This is a genomic window from Pseudoalteromonas sp. SS15, assembly GCF_049257195.1.
In the GTDB taxonomy this organism is placed as follows: Bacteria; Pseudomonadota; Gammaproteobacteria; order Enterobacterales; family Alteromonadaceae; genus Pseudoalteromonas.
The window spans coordinates 447164-465275 of sequence record NZ_JBMMUD010000002.1; the positions used below are offsets into that span (position 1 = coordinate 447164).

Consider the following 18112-nt stretch of genomic DNA (forward strand, 5'->3'; position numbering starts at 1 on the left):
GCTCGATTAATGACGTTAGTCTACCCCATTGTGCCTAGGAGTTTAACTAACTTTTTCGTTGGTGCTGCAAGCCCAACCTCTGGATGCTCTGCTAAGTCAAACCAGATAAGCGGATTGTCATGAACACAATCTGGAATAGTATCTAACTTTAAAATTTGCGGATGTATCGTCAGTTCAAAGTGAGTAAAAATATGCACAAATGATTCTATGGATTGTACTTTTCCGTTTAGCCCCTGCTGAGCAATAAAAGTCTCTACTTCTTGCAATGACTCAAACTCAAAGAAGCCAAACAATCCGCCCCAAATGCCCGAGCTTGGGCGCTTTTCCATTAGCACCTTGTTATCTGCGTTAATTATCAAATGATACGCCTGCTTTTTTGGCTTTTCTTTCTTCGGTTTAGAGTTCGGGAAAGCTTTAACTTGGTTGTTTGCATAAGCTTGGCACTGACTTACTAACGGACACGCTTCACAATTAAAATTACTGCGTGAACAAAGGCTAGCACCTAAATCCATCATGGCTTGGTTAAACTCAGTGACATTGTCTTTTGGCGTGATGGTATCGCTTAAGGACCAAAGTAAATTTTCTACTTTTTTAACCCCGTACCAACCTTCAACCATAAAGAATCGAGCTAGAACACGCTTTACATTACCATCCAAAATCGGATGCGGCTGACCTAGTGACAACGACAGAATCGCGCCAGCGGTCGAGCGCCCTATACCCGGTAAATCGACAACTTGTTCAAAAGTTTCAGGAAACTTACCCGCATATTGGTCTCGAACAATTTTTGCTGTCTTGTGCAAATTACGTGCTCGGGCGTAATAGCCAAGCCCCGTCCAGTGGTGCAGCACTTCATCTTCTGGTGCATCAGCTAAATCGACAATCGTCGGAAAGCGCGCCATAAAACGCTCAAAATAAGGGATTACAGTAACAACTTGTGTTTGCTGCAACATCACTTCCGACACCCAAACCTTGTAAGGCGTTTTGCCCAATTGCCAAGGTAAGGTCTTACGACCATGAAGGTGGTACCACTCTACTACTTGCTCGGCAAACCATTTGGCTTGCTGTTTTGAAACCTGCATATCACCACGACTATGATTACTTTACTCGGCGCACAGTGTAGAGGCCTTTTATATCCAGTCAAGTATTGTACTTCGGCCGTGGAACAGGGATAATATGCGCCCATTTTTACTGCACAGAATTGATTATGAACGAATCGAGTAAAGCCAATTTAGAAGAAGCTCTAAATGAAGGTAAATACATCCGCAAAGTCCGTAGTTTTGTAAAGCGCGAAGGCCGTTTAACAAAAGGACAAGCTGCTGCCATTGAAAAATGTTGGTCAAGCATGGGCTTAGAGCATAGCCAAGGCTTACTAGATTTCTCTCAAGTATTCGGCAACGACAACGACGTCGTACTTGAAATCGGTTTTGGCATGGGTAAATCGTTAGTTGAAATGGCGAAAAATGCGCCGCATTTAAACTTCATCGGTATTGAAGTACACCGCCCGGGTGTTGGTGCATGCTTAATGGAAGCCGACGAAGCAGGTTTAACTAACCTGCGCGTATTTGAACATGATGCTGTTGAAGTACTTGCTGATTGCATCGCCGATGGCAGCCTAACAACCATGCAGTTATTCTTCCCTGATCCTTGGCACAAGAAGCGTCACCACAAGCGCCGTATTGTGCAGCCAGAATTTGTTGAAAGCCTTCGCCAAAAACTAAAAATTGGCGGCGTATTCCACATGGCTACTGACTGGGAAAACTACGCAGAGCATATGCTAGAAGTAATGACTGCTGCACCTGGTTACGAAAATATCTCTGAGACACAAGATTATGTGCCTCGCCCAGACAATCGTCCACTGACTAAGTTTGAGCAACGCGGCCATCGTCTAGGTCACGGCGTTTGGGACTTAATGTTCAAACGTAGCAACTAAAAGTAAATTTAATTTTTACATTTATTTTTTAGTTAGATAAAAGAGCCTAATGGCTCTTTTATCTTAATGGTATTAGGTTAAGACCTATCCTCAATAGTTTTTAATGAACAGTATTGGTATAGTTTTACCTTTGCGCAAAATTAAGTTGAGATTTTAAATAGAGTATTTATGAGTCGATTAGCAAACCCAAGTTTATTGCTTCTTCGCAACGAAGAAGAACTTACAGGTCAGCGCATTTTAGTGATTAACACCATGCGCGACGGCTTTCTTCGCGAGTTAAAGCAATTAAACCCAAATAGCGATATTCACGCTTTTAGCTACAACGTGGCTGATCATCAAGACTCACAAAAACACCAAGGCATAACTAGTCATGTTGGTCATAGTTTGCCTGTTCTCGAAGAGCTCGATTTAGTTATCTATTACTACCCGAAATCAAAGCCTGAAGCATTAATGATGCTTGATAATATCCGGGCCATCGCTTCACCTAAAACACGTGTATTAATTGTTGGAGACAACAAAGGGGGCGTTAAATCTGCTGAAAAGCAGTTTAAACCTTTTGCAGGTGAATTTTATAAATTAGAAAGCGCGAAACACTGCGTATTGTTTGAATTTGCTGATTTAACTTTAATAGAGCGTTTTGATATCAGCAGCTACCAAACAACATTCACTGTGAGTGTGAACGACCAGAGCTTTGAAGTAGCAAGTGTGCCTGGCGTTTTCAATCACGGTAAATTAGATGATGGTACTCGTCTGTTGCTCGAGCAAATTGCCGTGCCTTATAAAGGCAAAGTACTCGATTTTGGCTGTGGTGCTGGGATTATCGTCACTTACCTAGGACTAAAAACACCAGAATTGAGACTGAACTGTTTAGATGTCAGCGCTTTAGCTGTATATGCTACCGAACAGACGCTAAAACTCAACAACCTCGAAGGTAATGTGATTTTGAGTGATGGCATGCAAGCAGTGTCGGGTCAGTTTGATTTAATCATCAGTAACCCGCCATTCCATACGGGTATTTCAACAGATTATCAAATTGCTGAAGACTTTTTAGCGCTTTCTAAGCAATTCTTAAAACCTAAAGGCAAGCTCACCATAGTTGCTAATAGTTTCTTAAAATATCAGCCAATCTTAGAAGCACAGTTTGGCGAATATGAAACCATTGCGAAAAATAATAAGTTTGCGGTGTACCACGCACAAAAATCTTAACCGTTTTGCATAATGGGTCATTCAGCTGTATTAACGCTTAATGACCCTTGCTTAAAACTTACCTAAGTTGCCAGACTGCTTTTCAACCAAACAACCTAACTTTCATTTCTAAGAACAAAGAATGAATTAATTCATACTTAGAGAAAAATAGCATAAGCTCCATCGCAATTTTTAGTTATTTTTATTTTTTCCCTTTGCTACACTAAGTTTATTAAAGTTATAAATAACGTTTTATTTTTGTAAACTTTTCAAAAATTTGAAGTTTATGTCTACTACTCAAACCATATTGGTAAGCATGTAGGTTGCAAAGGCTAGCGAATGGCTAAACAAATAACAAAAACAAGCATTAGAAAGGTATTGATCAGCGCAGTTATGCTAGTAACAGCTCTTTGCCTATCGCTGTCTATTTCTATTTCTACTTATCTTGACGTTAAAGAGCAAAAGCAGCTGATCATTAATAAGCTTGATATGATAGCCGATATCATTGCTTTTAATGCGCAAATCACGCTGATTTTCGAAGACAGAAAAACCGAAGAAAAGCGTTTAAAGTCATTCAGTAAAGTTGAACTTGTCAAAAACATACATATTTACGACATAGACGACGTCACTAAAAAGCCCGTTTTCTTTACCAGCTATAACGCCAGTAAAACACCTCCAGTACCGTTGAAGGTGGGCAGTATTGATGATCTCAAAATACCTCGCATCACTGACGATCATATAGAGCTAATAAAGCCCGTTGAGTATGAAGGGAAAATTGAGGGTTATGTTTATATTAGGGGCTCTCTTGAGAGGCTGAATAAGTACATCAACAACAAAATCTTAGTTGATATTTTACTGACTTTATTCGTCTTATTATTGGTACTTCTCGTTGCTCGTAGTATTCAAAAGCGCATAGCCGCGCCAATTGAAGATTTATCTTTATTACTGCAGGATGTATCAAAAAATCATAATTACAGCACGCGAGCATCGAGCAGCCACATTGAAGAGTTAAATACCCTGTCAAACAACCTTAATATCATGCTTTCACGTACACAAAATCAAATTGAACGTCATGAAGCTGATAAACAAGAAATTAATCAACTTAACCAAAGCTTAGAAGAAAAAGTAAACCAAAGAACCATTGCGCTTCGTGAAGCAAACCAAGAGTTGCTTAATACCTTAGAACGCATGCACCAATACCAAAACCAGATTGTCGAAAGTGAAAAAATGGCATCTTTGGGTCAAATGGTTGCTGGGGTTGCCCATGAAGTTAATACGCCAATTGGCCTTGGTGTTACAGGTTCAACGCTTTTAAGAGATAAGCTCGCTGATATACAGTCGGCATTTGAGCAAAAGACGCTCACATCTAAACAACTAGAAAGATTTATTAACGATGGGGTTGAAAACCTTGATCTTATCTATCGAAATTTAAACCGTGCCGCTGATCTTATCTCTAACTTTAAGCGTGTGGCAGTGAGTCAAGATACTGAAATTAGCGCCGACGTTAACGTGAAGTCTTTACTAAGTAATATCTTAATGGCAATGAATGCTGAGATTTCTATAAAGTCACCAGAGATTGAATTAAGCCTACCAGAAAATTTAACGATTTCGAGTAAGACAGGCCCTCTTCAGCAAATATTCGAACAACTTATCTCGAATTCTCTTATTCATGGTTTTGAAGATGAGCAAAATAATCAGATCAAAATTGGTGCTGAAAGCAAGGGAAGTAACCTAGAGATTACATATGTGGATAATGGTAGTGGTGTACCAACCTCTATTAAAAAGAGGATCTTCGATCCATTTGTAACAACCAAACGGGGTGAAGGTGGCAGTGGTCTAGGTATGCACTTAGTTTACAACCTAGTCACTCAGGCTTTAGATGGCTCTATTACTCTAGACGAAGACTATAGCGAAGGCACTCGATTTGTTATTTCTTTACCATTAGGCGAATTAACATCATGAGGTTTTGGTTAACCTGCTTTCTGATAATTTGCTCTTTCGGTGTTATGGCCAAAACACCAGAACAAATTCGCTCTGCTTTTTTATACCAAATGGCAAATTTTATTGAATTTCCATCAATGGGCGATAGCGGTATCCGTTTTTGTTTTTATGATCTGAAATCAGGACCCGGCGCAATACTCACTAAAAATAAAAGTCTGAAAGTTAAAGGTTTACCAATTAGCATAAAAAAAGTAGAAAAAAACACCGCTATTTTGGAACTTTCCAGTCAATGTGAAATCACATACTTTGATGGAGCTCTTGGCAATGATATACTGTCATCTTATGACAAGAATACGCCCCTAGATATGTTAATGGTTAGTGATAACCTCAGTTTTTTAGACAATGAAGGAATGGCGGCGCTTGTTCAGGAGGGCAATAAAATCAGGCTTTATGTTAATAAGCAACAGATTGCAAAACATAATTTTAAAGTACTTTCTCGGTTACTCGCCGTAGCAAAGTTTCACCCTAACTGATTTTACTTGTTAACATTTAGATATACTCCTATAATCTTAAATATTCGGTTTTTTCTTCTAGTACCGAATAAAATGTAAATAACATATTCCTAAAAGGTTAAATGATAATGCAAACGCCAGTCATTCTGATTGTTGAGGATGAAGACGTAACTCGCTTGAACCTCGTTAGTTTATTTGAGGCAGAAGGTTACAAAGTAATTGAAGCCATTGATGGCGATGATATGCACGACAAGCTAACGACTCATGATGATGTCAACCTGGTTATTATGGACATTAACTTACCAGGCAAGAATGGCTTAATCTTAGCTCGCGAACTTCGTCAGAAGAAAAACGTTGGCTTAATTTTCTTAACTGGCCGCGACAATGATGTTGACCGTATTCTTGGTTTAGAAATTGGTGCTGATGATTACATCACAAAACCTTTCAACCCAAGAGAGCTGACTATTCGTGCTCGTAACTTAATCTCTCGTACAGGTAACAGCCCTGAAGATGCATCTGTTGAAAGCAGTGGTGTAATTACGTTCAACGGTTGGGAACTTGATGAAAATAGCCGTTGTTTAACATCTCCTGCAGGTGAAGCTAAGCGCTTACCTAAAGGCGAGTACCGTGCTTTACGTTTAATGCTTGATTCACCGGGCCGTATTTTCAGCCGTGAGCAATTGATTAAGCATATGACTGGTCGTGAACTTCGCGCAAATGACAGAACAGTTGACGTAACGATTCGTCGTATACGTAAGCACTTTGAGAGTGATACAAACACTTCTGAGCTAATTAGTACTATTCACGGTGAAGGTTACCGCTTCATCGGTAAGATTGATAGCTAATCAATTTTACAAGTATAAACTAGTAAAAAAGGGCCTCTCGGCCCTTTTTTAACGACTAAAATTCATTGTTTTAAAGTATTATTTCTAAACTGAGGGCTCAAAAGTATTTTGAATAACCTCAATATGACCCCCCCTCACTCATACTATGCTAACTTACTCTTTAACAGTTACCCGTTCCAACTATCAACAACCGTTTTAAGTTCTTGTTGTCCCGCTTCAAGCAAATCATATAATTCGTCTAACCAGGTTTGAGCAACTTCAGATCCAACTTCAGCCACTTCTTTTTCCATCTTTTTAGCATGCTCTTGAACTTGCTTTAAGCCAACTGAACCAGATGCGCCTTTAAGTTTATGAGCCACAGAACTGTATTCATCGAAGTCACTACTATCGATAGATTGCTGTAATTCTTCACAATACTTAGGACTTAACTTAGCAAATAGATCTGAACTTCGTTTAAACGCTTCAACGCCCATTGAGTCGATAAAATCACAGATAGTTTCCATTTCCAATAAGGTGAACTCAGCTTGTTTATCAGCACAATTGGCTTTAGTTTCTATGAGTTTAGGTTTAGTCGCTCTGGCATTAATACCGAATAACTCTGCAAGCATTTTATCAAGCTTAATAGTATTGATTGGCTTCGCTAGTGCGCCTTGAATGCTGATCCCTTCTAGTTCTTCTTCTGCGCTACGAACATTAGCTGTTAAGGCGACGATAGGTAATTTATCGAAATGACTGTCTGCTCTAATCTCCCGAGCGACTTCATCACCGTTGATATCTGGTAATTGCATATCGAGTAAGACCAAATCCAGCTCATCTTCAGTTGCTACAAACGAAAGCGCATCTTCACCAGTTTCAGCCCAAATGACTTCATGTCCTCGCTGCTCAAGTAGGTTTGTCGCGATTTCTGCATTCAAAGGCACATCTTCAACTAACAGAATGTAAAGGCTACGACCGGCATAGCTTTGCTCTTTTGGCGCTGCTGTAAGGGTTAGTGGAATTTCAACCTCAAAGCGACTTCCTTGACCAACAATACTGCTCACTTGAATGCTGCCCTGCATTGCTTCAACAAGCGCTTTAGTCACTGCTAGCCCAATGCCTGAACCTATGGCATTCGAACCGTTTGCACTTGGTGCCTTGTAATACATTTCGAAAATTCTAGCGAGCTGATCTTGTGCAATACCTGAGCCCGTATCAGTAATGCTCATAACGAGCCACACTTCGCCATCACGATTTTCACGCTTACACTCAAGTGTCACACTGCCTCTGTGGGTGAATTTCACGGCATTGTTAATTAAATTCCAAAGTACTTGTCTTAAGCGAGTTGGGTCTAATAAAGCGTAGACATCTAAGATCCCTTGCCTGTTAATATTGAACTCTAAGCCCTTTTGCTCTGCAATAAGCCCAGCAAAATTCACCACATCATTAATAAAATCTGAGACATTGATACTGTCAGCAGCTATATCCAACTGCTCTCTGTCGATTTTATCGAGATCTATGATGTCATTGAAAATATTACCTAAGGTTTCTGCACTAGAGAAAATGGTATTGCACCAGCTCTTTTGTTGCTTGCTCAGTTCTGTGTCTAGCATCATACGGGTTAAGCCAACAATGCCATTCAGCGGTGTGCGAAGCTCATGGCTTAAGGTAGCAATAAACTTACCTTTATCTTTATAGGCTGTTTCAAGCTCCTGCTCAGCCTCTTTGCGCGAAGTAATGTCACGGCCAAACGCAAGTAAACCAATATACTCGCCCTGCTCATTGATAAATGGCAGCTTACGCATCTCAAACCAGCGGTTTTCATCATTGACCGGATACTCAACGTCCAACGTAAGCGCTTGATGCGTTTTCGCAACTTGCTCATCGGTTTTAAGCACTTCAGGAATGTAGCTTTCAGGGTAAATATCAAAAACACTTTTACCGATAAGCTCATCACTATGCTTACCCATGACTTTTTCAAACATCTTGTTGCAACCAGCAAAAATACCTTGCTCGTCGCGGTAATAGAATAAATCGGGAGAAGAATCGACAATTGAACGAAGCAGCATACTTTGTTGCGCAAGTTCTTGCTGCGTTTTCTTACGCTCTGCGATTTCACGACGTAACTCTTCAATGGCTCGATGCTTAGCATGTAAAGCGATTTTACGTTCGTCAATTTCGCTATTTAGCCGAGTAATATTGTCTTTTAAGCTCTGATTTAAAAGCTTTTCTTGTTGAGTTGCGGTATCTAAATAAGCTCTAGAAGCCTCAAGTTCTTTGAGTGCTTGAATGCAAATAACCAGTAAGGCAGGAGACGTAACGGCGGCAAAAAACATAATTGCCAATACATCAACAATGACAATCTCGCCTAACGCCACATAGTAGAACATGCATGACAAAATTAGTGAGGCGAGTAATATCAGGCAATAACACAGCACTCCAGCTTGCTTTTCACCATATTTATTAATCACATTGGCAAGGACTTTTAGCCATGATCCAAATGAAGAATCTATCATATTAATCAATTTGCTCCGTTAACTGTTTCATTATACGCAAGCAAGTGATTAATCCCAAAGCATTAAAAGTCCAAAAAGCCACAATAGACGTATAAAGTTCTTAACAGTTCTTAATAAACGCGCTAATTGATAATGCGAACATATACGCATTAAAGCGTTAAATAGTGTAATATGCGCGACTCGAAAATGTCGTGAAAAAGAGGGTTAACATGCAGACTACAATGCCAGATATTGCTCATTCAGCCGATGCACTACAAACCGGTAAATTAGATTGGGTAGGAATGGGTAACATCGAGCTACCTTTAATGCTTGCAACAAAAGGCTTGCCAGAACAGCCTGTAACAGCAAAAGCAGACGCATTTGTAAACCTGCATAAAGAAGATGCTAAAGGCATTCATATGTCTCGCCTATTCTTAGCCCTAGATACGCTATCTTGTGAGCAAGCCCTGTCGCCAAACACACTAAAACAACTTCTCGATGAATTTGTAACTACTCATCAAGACATCAGCGATGCGGCAAAAGTGGTTATTAACTTTGAATTACCACTACGCCGACCTTCTTTACTAAGCAAAAAACAAGGTTGGAAGAGCTACCCTGTTAGCATTACAGCCTCATTGGTTAACCAAACGTTTTCTATAGAGCTGGCATTAGATGTTACCTACTCTTCTACTTGCCCTTGCTCTGCAGCGTTAGCGCGTCAACTTATTCAAGACGCTTTCGCAGCAAAGTTTAAAGATAAAGACATTTCTCACGAAGAAGTGCATGCTTGGCTTGGCACTACCGAGGGCGTATTGGCAACACCGCATTCGCAACGTAGTATTTCAAACATTAAGATTAAACTTGATGATAACTGTCAAGAATTCGACATTGTAGGGTTAGTTAACTTAGTTGAAGATGAACTTAAAACACCCGTTCAAGCGGCAGTGAAACGTGAAGATGAGCAAGAGTTCGCTCGTTTGAACGGCCAAAACCTGATGTTTTGTGAAGATGCGGCAAGAAAGCTCAAAGCACTGTTCGAAAACGCAGGGTTTGCCGACTACTATATCAAGATTAACCACTACGAATCTCTACATGCTCACGACGCTGTGGCCTATGCATTCAAAGGCTTAGCTGGCGGTTATTCAGCTTAAGCCTGCTTTCACTCCACAATTGGCAAGAACTTTGCTTATAAACATCAAAGTCAAATTGTTGTTGTGGAGTGTTATATGGAGTTCGCTTTATTATTAGTTTTTGCATTGGTAGCTGGCGCGTCGATCGTCATTGCAAAATATACCGATGCAGGTGGCAATCCATACCCTTTCAATCGTAAAGAATCTGTCTTCAGCACTGTTGAAGCTACTTTCCTAAGTCTACTAGAGCGCGCTGTTGGCGATAAATTTAAGATTGTCAGCCGTGTTAAGTTGATTGATTTAATCGAGTGCAAACCAGGTTTGTCAAAAAAGGCACGCAGAGCTGCTTTGGCTAAAGCTAAAAATAAACAACTCGATTACGTGCTGATTGATAAAACCACACTAAACATTGTTGCGGCTGTCGACCTTGTCAATAATTCGAACAAGAGCGGCCATAAAGCGCAAAAAGATTGGTTTGTAACCGGTGCTTTAGAGTCAGCGAATATTCCGCATATTCGTATGAAAGTTAAAACAGGCTATAAAGCCAATGAAGTACGTAGCGCCATTTTGTATAAAATTGGCCAACAACCGCAACCAGTTCGCAAACCCAGAACACGTACAGAGAAGCCTGCTGTGCTTTCTCCTTCGCAAGCAAAGGCGCATTCAACGCAGACCCAGCTTGCTGAAATTTAACAGTTTCCATATGTCACATAAGCCCTTTGAATATTCAAAGGGCTTTTTTCTTTCTAAATGGACACTTTGCAATCAATACTATGATGATAAAGCTTTATATCATCACTGATATGAACAAGTTTTTTATAAAAGTGCGATAGGCTATACTAGCGAAAATTTTTTGAGGAATAGAAATTATGAAAGTAGGTATTATCGGTGCAATGGAGCCTGAAGTTGCAATTTTACGTGAGGCTTTACAAAACAAAGAAGAACTAACTAAAGGCGGCTTCACTTTTTATACTGGCGAACTTGCTGGGCATACTGTGACTTTAGTTCAATCTGGCATTGGTAAAGTGGCAGCAACCGTTGCGACAACACTTTTAATTGATAATTTCAACCCCGACTGCGTCATTAATACCGGTTCTGCTGGCGGCTTTGACCCTGAATTAAACGTCGGAGATGTAGTTATCTCTGACGAAGTTCGCCACCACGATGTTGATGTAACTGCATTTGGCTACGAGATTGGTCAAGTCCCACAAATGCCTGCAGGCTTTGCGGCACATACAGCATTAATTGATGCTGCTAAAGCGAGTGTTGCTATCCTTGAAGACACACAAACAAAAGTTGGCTTAATTTGTACTGGTGATTCTTTTATGTGTGATCCTGTTCGCATTGACAAAACGCGTCAAGATTTCCCATCAATGCTAGCTGTAGAAATGGAAGGCGCAGCAATTGCTCAGGCATGTCATGTACTTAATACGCCATTTGTTGTGATCCGTTCTTTATCAGATATTGCAGGTAAAGAGTCACCACAATCTTTTGAAGAATACCTAGAGGTTGCTTCTGTAAACTCTTCTAAACTAGTGACTGAACTTCTTGAGCAGCTAAACAACACTAGCTTGTAATGGTAGAAAGTCAGCAGTTTGAGGCTTTTCAAAGCCTCATTATTTTTATCTGCGCGATAGCAGCGGCTCACTCATTACCGCTGCTGAATAGCTACAACCCAATTACTTTCTTTTCGCTTATTTTTGAACGCATAGGCGCTCGAGTCTTTAAACCTGAGCGGAGTGCCTCATTACAAAAAATAGCCGGTGTATTAGGTTTCTTTCTCCCCATTTTTACCATTGTACTTATTGCAGCACTGATCAGTCAGTTTGCATTTTACCCAGCTTGGCTCGGCGGATTAGTGCTCTACTTTTGTCTAGATACCCGCGTGTTACAAAGAGCCAAACGCATAGCTGCACTTCTACAACAAAAACAAAAAGCAACGGCGAGGCAATTGCTAGCACAAAACGTAGTCCGTGAAGTCAATGAGTTATCAAGCATAGGCATTGCTAAAGCCTGCATAGATAGCACAGCCTTAAGAACGGTACGCCACTACTATCTTGTGATCTTTTTTTACTTATTACTCGGCCCGCTCGCTGCATTCTTTTTTAAATTACTACTGGTATGTGATCATGCTTGGCGCAAGCGTGTGCCGCCTAACAGCGCTTTTATAAAACCATTACAGACAGCCATTTTTTATATTGAATTTTTACCGCTTAGAGGCTTTATCTTTTTACTGGCCTTGTTTTTACAAGGAAAGAAAACTTTTCATTACTTCAAACACTATGCAAGGCACTGCTATCAAACGAATACGGGCTGGATCTTATCTCTATTTGCCGCAAACCTATCAGTCCAGTTAGGCGGTCCGTGTAAATATCAAGGTGAACGCTTTGCGAAAATGCGTATTGGCGCTGAACGTCACCCTGAGCCTGAAGATATTAAGCAGTGTTTAACATTTTTAGAAAGAATTAAGTGGTTTACTTTCTCTTTGATCGCACTGATTTGGCTTTTAGATTGGTTTGTTACGCTTTATTTAAATACTTAAGCAAATAGGCGTGAAAAACAAACATAAAAAAAGCTGGTTTAAAACCAGCTTTTTAATATTGGAAATAACGAGTGTTTAGCTTACTGTCACTTTTGCAAACTTACGCTTACCAACTTGGTAAATCTGCGTAGAGCCTTTCTCAATCACAAGCTTACTATCAGTTACTTTCTCTTCACCGTTTAACTTAACAGCGCCTTGCTTAATCATACGCATGGCTTCTGAAGTACTAGCTACAAGACCTGCTTCTTTAAGCAGCTGAGAGATCATCGTAGAGTCTTCATCAATTGTGATAGTCACTTCTGGGATCTCATCAGGTAAAGCATTTTTCTGGAAACGCTTAATGAAATCTTGATGTGCAGCTTCAGCATCAGCTTCACTGTGGAAGCGTGCAATCATTTCTTTGGCAAAATCAATCTTAATGTCACGCGGGTTACGGCCATTTACAACCTCTTGCTTAAGGCCTTCAATTTCTTCAATTGAAAGTGCGCTTAATAACTCGTAATAACGCCACATTAATTCATCTGAAATTGACATGACTTTACCAAACATGTCGTTTGGTGCATCAGTAATACCAATGTAGTTGCCTAATGACTTAGACATTTTTTGAACGCCATCTGTCCCTTCAAGTAAAGGCATCATCAATACTGTTTGTGGCTTCTGACCTTCATCTTTTTGCAGCTCACGACCCATTAGTAGGTTGAAGCGCTGATCAGTACCACCTAGTTCTACGTCAGCTTCTAGTGCAACAGAATCCCAACCTTGAACTAAAGGATATAAGAACTCATGAATTGCAATCGCTTGACCACCAGCGTAACGCTTTTTAAAGTCATCACGCTCTAGCATACGCGCAACCGTTTGGCGTGCAGCTAGTTTGATCATGCCAGCACTGCCTAGCTGTTCCATCCAAGTAGAGTTAAATGCCACTGTGGTCTTTGCAGGATCTAGGATTTTGAAAACTTGCTCTTTATAAGTTTCAGCATTTGCTAACACGTCTTCACGTGTTAGTGGTTTACGAGTGACGTTTTTACCCGTTGGATCACCAATCATACCGGTGAAATCACCAATTAAGAAAATAACCTCATGACCTAAGTCTTGGAAGGTTTTCATTTTATTAATTAGAACAGTGTGACCTAAATGCAAATCTGGTGCTGTTGGATCGAAACCCGCTTTAATTTTTAGCTTTTTACCAGATTTCAATCTTTCCTTTAATTCATCTTCAATAAGAATCTCTTCTGCACCGCGCTTAATCTCGGCTAATGCAGTTTCAAAGTCCACCATTCGTCGCTCCAAAATATACAGTTTATCGCACGATTCTAGCCTATATTCAGATCAGTTTAAATGCACAAAACACTGGTATTCACGCTTTATTGCGTATATCCTGCAATATTATTACCGATTTATCTTGACAGCAGAAAAGGCGCGTTATGGTTCACGTTGTTCATAAGCTTCCTAAAAAACACAAACTGCTTATTCTTACCTGCATTTCTGTCATGCTGATAATTGCTTTATGGCCGTCAGAAAAGGCAACTGCATCAAGAGACAGTGACAAAAAAGCACTCGAAGTTGGCAAGCGTTACGAATTACCCGTAAAAGTTTCTGAAAATGAAGAGCAACTTACAACTTTAAGCGCCCCCGAAAAAGTTCAAGCGCCAGAAAAAACCACAATTGATACCCTTGAATTCAATGACTTTGAAGTAAAGCATGGCGATAGCCTTGCGGTACTTTTCAAACGTGCTGGCTTTTCAGCGCAGACTCTACATAAATTAGTTAACACCAATGCTGAAACACGCAAACTGACTAAAATCCACCCTGGTGAAGTGTTGAGTTTTGCAAAAAATGCCGAAGGTGAGTTAACGCACCTTAAGTATGTACTTTCGAAAACTGACACCTTGTTGGTGTCTTTAGATGAAGAACAAAAATATCAAACAGCGATCCACAGCAAAGAAATCGAAACAGTTAATCAAAGTGCTGGCGGTAAAATTAAGTCGAGCTTCTGGACGGCCGGTATTTCGGCAGGCTTATCTGAACGTCAAATTATGAACTTTGCAGACATTTTTGGTTGGGATATCGATTTTGCCAATGACATTCGCAAAGACGATTCCTTTTCTCTGGTTTACGAGACCCATTATGTCGATGGTGAGCTGATCGGCAATGGTAAAATCATCGCCGCAGAGTTTATTAACCAAGGTGAACGTTTTAGCGCAATTCGTCACACCGACGGTAATTTCTACACACCAGAAGGCCGCAGTATGCGTAAAGCCTTCTTACGCGCCCCTGTTAACTTTAAATATATCAGCTCTAACTTTAACCCGCGCCGTAAGCACCCTGTCACAGGTAGAGTATCAGCACACAGAGGCATCGATTATGCAGCACGTGTTGGTACACCTGTTGTTTCATCAGGTAATGGTAAGGTGACTAAATCCGGATATAACAAACTCAATGGTAACTATGTGTTTATCCAACATGGTAGTCAATATGTCACTAAGTACCTACACCTGAACAAGCGTATGGTTAAAACAGGCCAGAAAGTAAAGCAGGGTCAAAAAATTGGTACTGTTGGTGCTACTGGTCGTGTAACTGGTGCGCATTTACACTATGAGTTTTTAGTAAATGGCGTTCACCGCAACCCGAAAACCGTAAAATTACCTAAGTCTGAACCGCTACCGAAAACCGAACTGGCGAAGTTCAAACCGGTCGCTAAAGACTTACTTGCCCAGCTAGAGCGCTCAAGAGAGCTTAGGTTAGCACTGAATAACTAACTCTTTATATCTTTACCGAATTAAAAAAGCAGCGTCGTAGCTGCTTTTTTAATGCCTTAGCTGTTAGCTGTTAGCTGTTAGCTACCAAGGTTAAACATAAAAGATGCCTAGCAAAAAGGTTCAGGCATAAAAAAACCCGCCGTAGCGGGTTTTTAAAACTTTCAGATTGCGATTATTGCGCAGCCATGAAGTCGATACCTTCTTGGATATCTTTGTTTAATGTTTCTAGCATGTCGTTCTTCGCTTTCTCTTCGAACGCGCTTAGCTCGCCGTAAGAAAGAATTTCTTCAACACCGTTAGTACCTAAACGTACTGGGTGTGCGAAGTATGCTGCGTCACCGTTCTCAACTGCAACGTATGCATAGTCAACAACGTTTTGCTCGCCTTGAAGACCCTTAACTAGTGAGAAGCAGAAACGTGCTGCTGCTGCACCCATTGAAAGTGTCGCTGAACCGCCACCTGCTTTAGCGTTAACAACTTCAGTACCCGCGTTTTGGATACGTGGAGTAAGTGCTGCAACTTCTTCTTCAGTGAACTCAACACCTTCAACTTGAGAAAGTAGAGGAAGAATAGTAGTACCTGAGTGACCACCAATAACTGGTACTTTAACTTCAGATACGTCAACACCTTTCAGTTCAGCAACGAATGCTTCTGAACGGATAACGTCTAGTGTAGTTACACCGAATACACGTGATGCTTCATAAGTACCCGCTTTTTTGAATACTTCAGCAACGATTGGTACAGTGCCGTTTACTGGGTTAGTGATAACACCAACTAGAGCTTTAGGACAGTTACGTACGATACCTTCAGCAAGTGTCTTGATGATACCAGCGTTAACATTGAAAAGGTCAGCACGGTCCATACCAGGCTTACGAGGCATACCAGCTGGGATAAGAACAATGTCAGCACCCGCTAGCGCTGCGTCAAGATCATCTGCACCAAAACCTGCAACTTTAACTGCAGTTGGGATGTGAGATAGGTCTACAGCAACACCAGGAACAACTGGCGCTACGTCGTATAGAGATAGCTCAGAACCTGCAGGAAGGCCATTTTTAAGAAGTAAAGATAGAGCTTGACCGATACCGCCAGCGGCACCTAATACAGCAACTTTCATGTGGAATTCTCCATAATTTGAAGGTGGAATTGTGTGTGCTGTAAAGATAATGAAAAGTGCAGGTAAAAACAAATTTATCGGCGCTATTTTAAGGTTTTTTTCGACTATAGTTGTAAAATATTGCTTTCAGCGTGCAAGCTCGCTTTACACTTCAAAATATTCATTTTTCTGTTTCTAAAAATGCCCTGCCACTTAAGCAAATCTTGCAATCAATTCACTTTGTTTTTTAATTGCAAAGTTGGGTCTGGATTCAGAATTGTGTAAAATCTAAGTAATATTTAATAAACGAGTTCAATTATGCAAGCAAACGAGAAGCAAGAAGCGCTGATAAAAGCATTCAAAGCACTATTAAAAGAAGAAAACTTTGGCTCGCAGGGTGAAATTGTCGATGCCCTGAAAGATCAAGGCTTTGATAATGTAAGTCAAAGCAAAGTGTCACGTATGCTAAGTAAGTTTGGTGCGGTAAGAACTCGTAACGCAAAACAAGAAATGGTTTACTGCTTACCGGCAGAAATGGGCGTACCAACGGCAAAAAGCCCATTAAGACAATTAGTGATTGATATCATGCACAATGAAATGATGATCATCATCCGTACAAGCCCTGGTGCAGCTCAACTGATTGCCCGCTTACTAGACTCATTAGGTACTGCTGATGGCGTATTAGGTACCATTGCCGGTGACGATACTATTTTTATTGCACCAGCTAAAATCTCAGAGATAGATGTAACGCTTGAGAAAGTAAAAACCTTATTCGACAACGTTTAACTTTCGGCTATTTGCGCCATGTTTTGCAAAAACTGCACGGATGGCGCAAAAAACGCAGCTCCCATATCGGCCTGACAATAATCTAACCATGCATCGTAATGCTGTTCGTTCCCTACTCGTGTCGTTAACAGCTGCTCGAAAGCATCCCCCTTTGCGGCACAACTCACCCATAAAGATCCTTGCTCAAAGACATCTCCAAACGGCATACTTTGCTCAAGCAATAAAGGTAAGTTGTCTGGACTTTTAAGCTCAGTTAATGCGGCATGGTTATTTGCTAAGACGTTTTCTAGCTTTTTGTTCTCTAAACGAGAGCGGCCCATAATGGCTTCTTGATCGTTCAGGCTTAATTGTTGCCAACGGTTTAGATCAAACTTCACTCGCTGTACATGAATGTAGCTACCTTGATCTTCAAAGCTTTCAGGGTCATGAACTAAAGCCACTTGGCGCTTAAAACGTCCATGTGGCGTATTAGCACCATAAATAAAGCCGTTAAAGTTTCGACCGTCTAAGAATCGGAAAGTACGGATATGTGCGACCAATTCCACTTTACCCGCCAACATATGCCTAACACTTTGTGCAAATAGGTGATTCACATCTTCTCTGTCAGAGCGGATCACATAGAGTAAATCAAATGGCTGAGTGTGCATAAGGTGCTCGTGAGAGCGAATATGCGGGAAGCTTTTTAACTCTTTAGGAATACACTCGGGATATATATGTGGCCAATACTGCGCACCAATAGCCACAAAGCTAGATACCATAGATTCAGAGAAGCGGTCACTCAATTCTGATTGTAAGCGTTCACATTGCCCTAATGCTGCTCTAACGGCTTCGTCTTGACCGTCGAGCACATTAAAAAACAAATGTAATCCATGCAGATTTGCCTCTGCACACACTCCTGACTGCGGCTGAGCCATGGCA

The 18112-nt window shown here is 40.7% G+C and carries 16 protein-coding genes; 11 read left to right on the forward strand and 5 right to left on the reverse strand.

All coding sequences use genetic code 11. The features are described from left to right. Positions 1-20: 20 nt before the first annotated feature. A complete protein-coding gene (mutY, locus tag AAEU28_RS06330) occupies positions 21-1079 on the reverse strand; it encodes an A/G-specific adenine glycosylase (protein WP_421963378.1) in 1059 nt (352 codons plus the stop codon). A 125-nt stretch (positions 1080-1204) separates the two neighbouring features. On the opposite strand from mutY, the gene trmB reads away from it, so the two are divergent. The 5 genes from trmB to arcA all read left to right on the forward strand — a co-directional run bounded on the left by trmB (position 1205) and on the right by arcA (position 6413). Next, complete coding sequence (trmB, locus tag AAEU28_RS06335; protein WP_138629563.1) at positions 1205-1930, forward strand: tRNA (guanosine(46)-N7)-methyltransferase TrmB; 726 nt, start codon at positions 1205-1207, stop codon at positions 1928-1930. A 168-nt stretch (positions 1931-2098) separates the two neighbouring features. Beyond that, positions 2099-3136, forward strand: coding sequence for a methyltransferase (locus AAEU28_RS06340; protein WP_421963379.1), 1038 nt, complete (start codon positions 2099-2101; stop codon positions 3134-3136). Positions 3137-3454: 318 nt separating this feature from the next. Then, entirely contained in the window at positions 3455-5077 is a 1623-nt protein-coding gene (locus tag AAEU28_RS06345; RefSeq protein ID WP_390442080.1) for an ATP-binding protein, read from the forward strand. Between the two features lie 44 nt (positions 5078-5121). Continuing rightward, on the forward strand, positions 5122-5589 hold the full coding sequence (locus tag AAEU28_RS06350) for a YfiR family protein (protein ID WP_421963380.1): 468 nt from the start codon (positions 5122-5124) through the stop codon (positions 5587-5589). 107 nt (positions 5590-5696) lie between these two features. Continuing rightward, positions 5697-6413 carry a two-component system response regulator ArcA gene (arcA, locus tag AAEU28_RS06355; RefSeq protein WP_138480158.1) on the forward strand — a complete coding sequence of 239 codons (717 nt, stop codon included), beginning with the start codon at positions 5697-5699 and terminating at the stop codon, positions 6411-6413. A gap of 167 nt (positions 6414-6580) precedes the next feature. Here arcA and arcB read toward each other — a convergent pair whose 3' ends face one another. Then, positions 6581-8905 (reverse strand): aerobic respiration two-component sensor histidine kinase ArcB, encoded by a 2325-nt coding sequence (gene arcB / locus AAEU28_RS06360; RefSeq protein WP_421963381.1) that lies wholly within the window; start codon positions 8903-8905, stop codon positions 6581-6583. Between the two features lie 209 nt (positions 8906-9114). On the opposite strand from arcB, the gene folE2 reads away from it, so the two are divergent. From folE2 to AAEU28_RS06380, 4 genes are all read left to right on the forward strand, one after another. Further along, positions 9115-10035, forward strand: coding sequence for a GTP cyclohydrolase FolE2 (folE2, locus tag AAEU28_RS06365; protein WP_421963382.1), 921 nt, complete (start codon positions 9115-9117; stop codon positions 10033-10035). Positions 10036-10110: 75 nt separating this feature from the next. Further along, positions 10111-10707 carry a DUF2726 domain-containing protein gene (locus AAEU28_RS06370; protein ID WP_390442092.1) on the forward strand — a complete coding sequence of 199 codons (597 nt, stop codon included), beginning with the start codon at positions 10111-10113 and terminating at the stop codon, positions 10705-10707. Between the two features lie 176 nt (positions 10708-10883). Then, a complete protein-coding gene (gene mtnN / locus AAEU28_RS06375; RefSeq protein ID WP_404393448.1) occupies positions 10884-11591 on the forward strand; it encodes a 5'-methylthioadenosine/S-adenosylhomocysteine nucleosidase in 708 nt (235 codons plus the stop codon). Next, on the forward strand, positions 11591-12556 hold the full coding sequence (locus AAEU28_RS06380; RefSeq protein ID WP_421963383.1) for a cobalamin biosynthesis protein CobD/CbiB: 966 nt from the start codon (positions 11591-11593) through the stop codon (positions 12554-12556). Before mtnN ends, AAEU28_RS06380 begins: the two co-directional genes overlap by 1 nt. Positions 12557-12631: 75 nt before the next feature. Here the strand turns inward: AAEU28_RS06380 and tyrS are convergent, their stop codons facing one another. After that, a complete protein-coding gene (gene tyrS, locus AAEU28_RS06385; RefSeq protein WP_421963488.1) occupies positions 12632-13831 on the reverse strand; it encodes a tyrosine--tRNA ligase in 1200 nt (399 codons plus the stop codon). Between the two features lie 149 nt (positions 13832-13980). Here tyrS and AAEU28_RS06390 point away from each other — a divergent pair, with 149 nt between their 5' ends. Then, the gene (locus AAEU28_RS06390) at positions 13981-15315 is read left to right on the forward strand and encodes a peptidoglycan DD-metalloendopeptidase family protein (protein ID WP_421963384.1); all 1335 of its coding nucleotides are present in this window, start codon (positions 13981-13983) and stop codon (positions 15313-15315) included. Positions 15316-15487: 172 nt separating this feature from the next. On the opposite strand, the gene mdh is transcribed toward AAEU28_RS06390, so the two are convergent. Then, a complete protein-coding gene (gene mdh / locus AAEU28_RS06395; protein WP_058030924.1) occupies positions 15488-16429 on the reverse strand; it encodes a malate dehydrogenase in 942 nt (313 codons plus the stop codon). A 297-nt stretch (positions 16430-16726) separates the two neighbouring features. Between mdh and argR the strand changes: the two genes are divergently transcribed. Further along, positions 16727-17194 (forward strand): transcriptional regulator ArgR, encoded by a 468-nt coding sequence (argR, locus tag AAEU28_RS06400; RefSeq protein WP_058030925.1) that lies wholly within the window; start codon positions 16727-16729, stop codon positions 17192-17194. Here the strand turns inward: argR and AAEU28_RS06405 are convergent. Beyond that, positions 17191-18108 carry a Dyp-type peroxidase gene (locus tag AAEU28_RS06405; RefSeq protein ID WP_421963385.1) on the reverse strand — a complete coding sequence of 306 codons (918 nt, stop codon included), beginning with the start codon at positions 18106-18108 and terminating at the stop codon, positions 17191-17193. The two genes, argR and AAEU28_RS06405, sit on opposite strands and share 4 nt — an antisense overlap. Positions 18109-18112 lie beyond the last annotated feature (4 nt).

Excerpts from the sequence above, each read along its gene's own strand:
- mutY (WP_421963378.1), bottom strand. The coding sequence starts at position 1,079 with ATGCAGGTTTCAAAACAGCAAGCCAAATGGTTTGCCGAGCAAGTAGTA.
- trmB (WP_138629563.1), top strand. The coding sequence starts at position 1,205 with ATGAACGAATCGAGTAAAGCCAATTTAGAAGAAGCTCTAAATGAAGGT.
- AAEU28_RS06340 (WP_421963379.1), top strand. The coding sequence starts at position 2,099 with ATGAGTCGATTAGCAAACCCAAGTTTATTGCTTCTTCGCAACGAAGAA.
- AAEU28_RS06345 (WP_390442080.1), top strand. The coding sequence starts at position 3,455 with ATGGCTAAACAAATAACAAAAACAAGCATTAGAAAGGTATTGATCAGC.
- AAEU28_RS06350 (WP_421963380.1), top strand. The coding sequence starts at position 5,122 with ATGGCCAAAACACCAGAACAAATTCGCTCTGCTTTTTTATACCAAATG.
- arcA (WP_138480158.1), top strand. The coding sequence starts at position 5,697 with ATGCAAACGCCAGTCATTCTGATTGTTGAGGATGAAGACGTAACTCGC.
- arcB (WP_421963381.1), bottom strand. The coding sequence starts at position 8,905 with ATGATAGATTCTTCATTTGGATCATGGCTAAAAGTCCTTGCCAATGTG.
- folE2 (WP_421963382.1), top strand. The coding sequence starts at position 9,115 with ATGCAGACTACAATGCCAGATATTGCTCATTCAGCCGATGCACTACAA.
- AAEU28_RS06370 (WP_390442092.1), top strand. The coding sequence starts at position 10,111 with ATGGAGTTCGCTTTATTATTAGTTTTTGCATTGGTAGCTGGCGCGTCG.
- mtnN (WP_404393448.1), top strand. The coding sequence starts at position 10,884 with ATGAAAGTAGGTATTATCGGTGCAATGGAGCCTGAAGTTGCAATTTTA.
- AAEU28_RS06380 (WP_421963383.1), top strand. The coding sequence starts at position 11,591 with ATGGTAGAAAGTCAGCAGTTTGAGGCTTTTCAAAGCCTCATTATTTTT.
- AAEU28_RS06390 (WP_421963384.1), top strand. The coding sequence starts at position 13,981 with ATGGTTCACGTTGTTCATAAGCTTCCTAAAAAACACAAACTGCTTATT.
- mdh (WP_058030924.1), bottom strand. The coding sequence starts at position 16,429 with ATGAAAGTTGCTGTATTAGGTGCCGCTGGCGGTATCGGTCAAGCTCTA.
- argR (WP_058030925.1), top strand. The coding sequence starts at position 16,727 with ATGCAAGCAAACGAGAAGCAAGAAGCGCTGATAAAAGCATTCAAAGCA.
- AAEU28_RS06405 (WP_421963385.1), bottom strand. The coding sequence starts at position 18,108 with ATGGCTCAGCCGCAGTCAGGAGTGTGTGCAGAGGCAAATCTGCATGGA.